Source organism: Sphingomonas sp. CCH9-F2, assembly GCF_001556735.1.
GTDB lineage: Bacteria > Pseudomonadota > Alphaproteobacteria > Sphingomonadales > Sphingomonadaceae > Sphingomonas > Sphingomonas ginsenosidimutans.
Window position 1 is genome coordinate 1 of record NZ_LSJO01000301.1, and the last position, 5,045, is coordinate 5,045.

6 protein-coding genes are annotated in these 5,045 nt (G+C 69.3%); 5 read left to right on the forward strand and 1 reads right to left on the reverse strand.

Translation table 11 applies throughout. The annotated features are described in order from the left end of the window. The coding region (locus AX685_RS08905) for an isopenicillin N synthase family dioxygenase (RefSeq protein WP_066487686.1) at window positions 1-946 on the reverse strand (946 nt) is incomplete at its 3' end. A 119-nt stretch (window positions 947-1,065) separates the two neighbouring features. Between AX685_RS08905 and AX685_RS08910 the strand changes: the two genes are divergently transcribed. From AX685_RS08910 to AX685_RS08925, 5 genes are all read left to right on the forward strand, one after another. Beyond that, entirely contained in the window at window positions 1,066-2,004 is a 939-nt protein-coding gene (locus AX685_RS08910) for a LysR family transcriptional regulator (RefSeq protein WP_066487695.1), read from the forward strand. A 69-nt stretch (window positions 2,005-2,073) separates the two neighbouring features. After that, window positions 2,074-2,268: a hypothetical protein gene (locus tag AX685_RS21540; protein WP_197418539.1), complete on the forward strand. Its 195-nt coding sequence runs from the start codon at window positions 2,074-2,076 to the stop codon at window positions 2,266-2,268. After that, window positions 2,265-3,182, forward strand: coding sequence for a sterol desaturase family protein (locus AX685_RS08915; protein WP_066487688.1), 918 nt, complete (start codon window positions 2,265-2,267; stop codon window positions 3,180-3,182). The genes AX685_RS21540 and AX685_RS08915 overlap by 4 nt, the downstream gene beginning before the upstream one ends. Before the next feature lie 3 nt (window positions 3,183-3,185). Beyond that, on the forward strand, window positions 3,186-4,787 hold the full coding sequence (locus AX685_RS08920; protein ID WP_066487691.1) for a tetratricopeptide repeat-containing sulfotransferase family protein: 1,602 nt from the start codon (window positions 3,186-3,188) through the stop codon (window positions 4,785-4,787). After that, window positions 4,774-5,045 (forward strand): hypothetical protein (locus AX685_RS08925; RefSeq protein ID WP_066487693.1); only part of this gene is annotated, 272 nt, incomplete at its 3' end. The genes AX685_RS08920 and AX685_RS08925, both read left to right, overlap by 14 nt.

Consider the following 5,045-nt stretch of genomic DNA (forward strand, 5'->3'; position numbering starts at 1 on the left):
CCAGCTCGCCACGCGCGCGCCGTTCCTTCAGATAGGCGAAGGTCTGCGCGGTCTGCTGGAACAGGTGCGCCCCGCTCGCCACCGGGGGATAGTGGCGTGTGCCGTCGCCGGGGATCAGCGGCGCGACGACGTAGTCATAGTCCAGCGTGAAGAACAGCGGGAAGGAATAGCGTTCGTCCGGCACCTTGCGCACCCGGTGCGTCGTCGCGGTGTAGCGGCCGTTCGACAGCGTCTCCATCATGTCGCCGATGTTCATCACCATCGCGTCGGCGCGCTGCGGCACGTCGATCCAGCGGCCGTCCGGGTCGATCACCTGAAGCCCGGGGCCGGTCGCGAACAGCAGCGTGAAGCATTCGTAATCGGTGTGCGCGCCGATCCCCGGCCGGTCGTCCGCCTCGGGCGCGTGCGGGTAATGGATCAGCCGCAGCTGGCTGGGCGGGTGGCGCAGGTGCGGCGCGAAATGATCCTCCGCCAGCCCCAGCGCGGTGGCGAAGGCGCCGAACAGCTGCGCACCGATCGCGCTCAGATGTCGGTAATAGGGCAGCACCCCGTCGCGGAACCCCGGCATCGCCGGCCACAGGTTCGGGCCGAGCAGCGGGCGGCGCCCGTGGTCGTGCGGATAGTCGTTGTTGACGTCGAACGCCTCTTTCAGGTCCCCGGGGCTGCCCGCGAACCGTTCCTCGCCGACCGGGACATAGCCGCTGTGGTTCGCCGACTGGCCGATATAGCTTGCCATCTTGGCGGCGCTGTCCTGCGCAAAATAGCTGCGCGCGGTCGCCAGCAGCCGGTCGAACAGCGCGCGGTCGAACTGCGCCCCGGTGACGTACAGGAACCCCGAGCGCACGCACGCCCGGTCGAGCGCCGCGGCGACCGCGCGCCGCTCGGCGGTATCGGCGCTCGCCAAACCGGAGATGTCGACGACGGGAAGCGGGCTGGCATCGGTCATGCCGCAAGGAAGCCGCGCGCTGGGGCATAGCGGAAGATGGCGATTGTTGATGAATCGCATCAATGCTGTCTATGACGTGTGCGCGGCATCTCGTCGCCGCGACGTTGGGGGGCGTTTCGATGGACGAACGGGTGGTCAGCACCGATCGTAAATTCGCCAGCCGGGTCGACTGGAACCTGATGCGCACGTTCGTCGACATCGTCCGCGCCGGCGGCATCGGCGCCGCCGCGCGCCAGCTCAACAAGCAGCAGCCCAGCATCAGCGCCGCGCTGAAGCGGCTGGAGGAGCATGTCGGCGCCACGCTGCTGCGGCGCACCGCCGCCGGGGTGGAGATGACCGCCGCGGGCAAGGCGATGATGGCGCTGTGCGAGGAGATGCTCGAATCGGCACGGATGATGCCGCACCAGGTCGCGCAGGCGACGCGGCGGGTCGAGGGGATCGTGCGCATCCAGATGGTGTCCGCGATCGTTTCCCCCGAACTCGACGAGGCGCTCGCCAGCTTCCATCGCCGCAATCCCGCCATCCATATCGAGATCCGCGTGTCGCCATGGCGCCAGGTGCTCGATGCGCTGGAACGCGGCGAGGTGGAGATCGGCATCGGCTATGACGGCGGCGACCGCGGCGAATTGGTGTACGAACCGCTGTTCGTCGAGCGCCAGCAGCTGTACTGCGGGCGCAGCCACCCGTTGTTCGGCTATCGCGTCGGCCGCCTGAACGAGCTGAAGGACGAAGGCTTCGTCCTCACCGGCGATGACGAGATCGAGGCGATCACCCGGCTGCGCCGCCGCTATCGCCTGGGTACGCGCGTCAACGGATTGGCGGAGGACGTCAACGAAGCGCGGCGGCTGATCGTCACCGGCGTCGGCATCGGCTTCCTGCCGGTGCTGGCAGCGGAGGATGCGGTGAAGGCCGGCAAGCTGTGGCCGATCCTGCTGACCGAGTTCGAACCCGCCTACGACATCTTCCTGCTCGCCCGCGCGCAGCCGTCGCGCGACACCGCGACGCAATTGTTCATCGACGAGGTCTATCGCCGCATCCGGGCGCAGCGCCGCTCGTGACCGATCGCGGCAGGGCATAGGTCACATCTATGCCGTCCATAGAAGATTAGTCTCTCCCACGCGTCCCGCGTGCTCGCGCAACCTGATCGCATGGCGGCGGCGAGGCAGAGCGATACGATGACGGGTGACGGGCAGTCGATCGGCGGGATGGCACGGCGGCTGATGGCGGGCACGGCTCGGTTGGTAATGACGGCGCTCGCCGCGCGGGCACGAGCAGTCGGGGGGCTGCCCGCGCCCGGCGCGCATCACGGAGCGGCGGCATGAGCGGCACGCGCGATATCCGCCAGACGCTGATCGATCTGCTGCCGCCCGCCACGGTGGCGGCGGTGGTCGCCTTCTGGGGCCTTGCGCCGGCGCGCTGGACCGACAATCCGCTGTCGATGATCCTGATGGTCGCCGCGGTGACCATCTTCGTCCAGGGGCTGGAATGGATCGCGGAGCGCCATGAAGGCTGGCGGATCGACCGGCGCGAATTCGCGACTGATCTGGCCTATGTCGTGTTCAACGCCACCGTCATCTCGTGGCTGTCGACGCATCTGGCGGAGGATCCGTTGCGCGCGTTCAAGGCGTGGGCCGGCATCACCACGCAATGGGCGATGCATATGCCGTTCCTGGCACAGGTCGCGCTGGTGATCGTGGTGATCGAATTCGGCCAGTATTGGATGCATCGCGCGATGCACAATACGTTCCTGTGGTACACCCACGCGCCGCATCACCATCTGACGCAGCTCAACGCGATGAAGGGCGCGGTCGGCAACCCGCTGGAACTGCTGCTCATCAGCCTCAGCGTCATCGCGCTGTTCGACGTGCCGCTGGCGGCGCTGTTCTGCGGGTTGAGTGTGCTGACGGTGGTGTCGACCTTCGCGCACGCCAATGTCCGCGCGAACCCGCCGGCCTTCTATTCCTTCTTCTTCACCACGATCCGTCACCACAGCCTGCATCATTCGACCGGCTATGACGAAACGCGCACCAACTACGGCAATTCGCTGATCCTGCTCGACCGGCTGTTCGGCACCTATCGCGAGGGTGAGGGTGTCGTGGTGGGGCAGGACGACCGCCGCCGCCTGTCGATCCTCGAACAGACGATGTTCCCGTTGCGCCCGGCGATGGAGAAGATCGCGGCGCGGCGCGCGATGGCGGGCGAGGGCGGCGAAGGCAGCGAAGCGGTCGCGCGCTGAGCCATGTCGGCGGCGCCCGCCTTGCCGGATGATGCGGCCACCCGCACCACGGTCGCGGCGGCGCGCGCGGCGCTTTCCCGTGGTGATTGGCCCGCGACCCGCCATCACGCCGCCGCCCTGCTGGCCGCCGATCCCGACGATGCGGAGGGACATTTCCTGACCGCGTTGGCCGATGCGGCGGCGGGGAGCGTCGCGGTGGCGATCTCCGGGATCGAGCGTGCGGTGGCGATCGACCCGCGCGGCGAATATCGCGCGCAGCTGGCACGGCTCTATGTCGCGGTCCGCCGCGACGGCGATGCCGCCGCGATCCTGCACGCTGCCGAGGCTGCTCCGCCGACCGATGCGCTCAACCGCGACACGATCGGCTGCGTCTATGCGCGGCTCGGCGATCATGCGGCGTCGCTGCCGCATTTCGACGCCGCCGTGGCGCTGGCCCCGGACAATCTGTCCTATCGCTACAATCAGGCCGCGGCGCTCGGCTTCCTGGGGCGCACCGACGCGGCGGAGGCGGCGCTGGAGGCGTTGATCGCGCGCGCGCCCGACGATGCCCGCGCCCATCATCTGCTCGCCGGGCTGCGCAAGCAGGCGCCGGAGCGGCATCATGTCGACCGGCTGGCGGCGGCGCGCGACCGTGCGCGCGACGGCCGCGCGCGGCTGCTGCTCGGCTATGCGTTAGCCAAGGAACTGGACGATATAGGCGCCGCCGACCGCGCGCTGGCGACATTGTGCGCGACCAACGCCGAACACCGCGCCACCTTGCCTTATTCGTTCGCGCGGGATGCCGCGATCTTCGACGCGATCGAGTGCGCGTCGCCCGTCGCTGCCGCGGCGCGCGCGATCGATGCGGCCGACGACGCGCCGATCTTCGTTATCGGGATGCCGCGCACCGGCACCACCCTGGTCGACCGTATCCTGTCCTCGCACTCCGATGTCGAAAGCGCGGGCGAGCTTCAGGCGATGCCGCTGGCGGTCAAGGCGGCGGCGGGGACGCGCACGCCGACCGTGCTCGACGCCGATACGATCCTGCGCGCGGCCGCCGCCGATCCCGCCGCGATCGGGCGCGACTATCTTCGCCGCGCGCGCCACCATCGCCGCGATCCGTCGCGCCGCTTCGTGGACAAGTTTCCGGGCAATTTCCATTATGTCGGCACGATCGCGCGCGCGCTGCCGAACGCGCGGATCGTCTGCCCGCGCCGCCATCCGCTGGACACGGTGCTGGGCAATTTTCGCAACCTGTTCGCGATCGGCTCGCGCTATTACGACTATAGCTACGACCTGCGCGACATCGCCGCTTACTACGTGCGGTTCGACCGGCTGATGGCGCATTGGCGCGATGCGCTGCCCGGCCGCGTGCTGGATCTGTCGTATGAGGATCTGGTCGCCGATCAGGCCGCGCAGACGCGGCGGTTGCTCGATCATTGCGGGCTGTCGTGGGCCGACGCCTGCCTCGATTTCCATGCCAATGATGCGCCGGTCTCGACGCCCAGCGCGGCGCAGGTGCGCCGGCCGCTCTACCGCGATGCGGTCGCGCGCTGGCGGCGGCATGCCGAGGTGCTGGAACCGGCGCGACGGATTCTGGAGGAGGCGGGCATTGCGGTGGAATAGCGCGACCATCGGCCTGTTGCTGGCCACCGGCGCGGCGATGCTGGCGGCCGGCGGGGCGGCGGCGGAAGCGCCGCGGGCGCGGCTGGTGTCCTGCCCGGTCGCCGATTGCCTGCTGGTATCGGGTCGGCGCGCCAGTGCCGATGCGCAAGTGTTCATCAACGATCACCCGGTCGCGGTGGAGGGCGGGCGCCGCTGGCGCGTGCGCCTGCCGCTCGACACACTGCGCGCCTGGTCGCCGTCACGCGCACGGACGCTCAG

Excerpts from the sequence above, each read along its gene's own strand:
- AX685_RS08915 (WP_066487688.1), top strand. The coding sequence starts at position 2,265 with ATGAGCGGCACGCGCGATATCCGCCAGACGCTGATCGATCTGCTGCCG.
- AX685_RS08920 (WP_066487691.1), top strand. The coding sequence starts at position 3,186 with ATGTCGGCGGCGCCCGCCTTGCCGGATGATGCGGCCACCCGCACCACG.
- AX685_RS08910 (WP_066487695.1), top strand. The coding sequence starts at position 1,066 with ATGGACGAACGGGTGGTCAGCACCGATCGTAAATTCGCCAGCCGGGTC.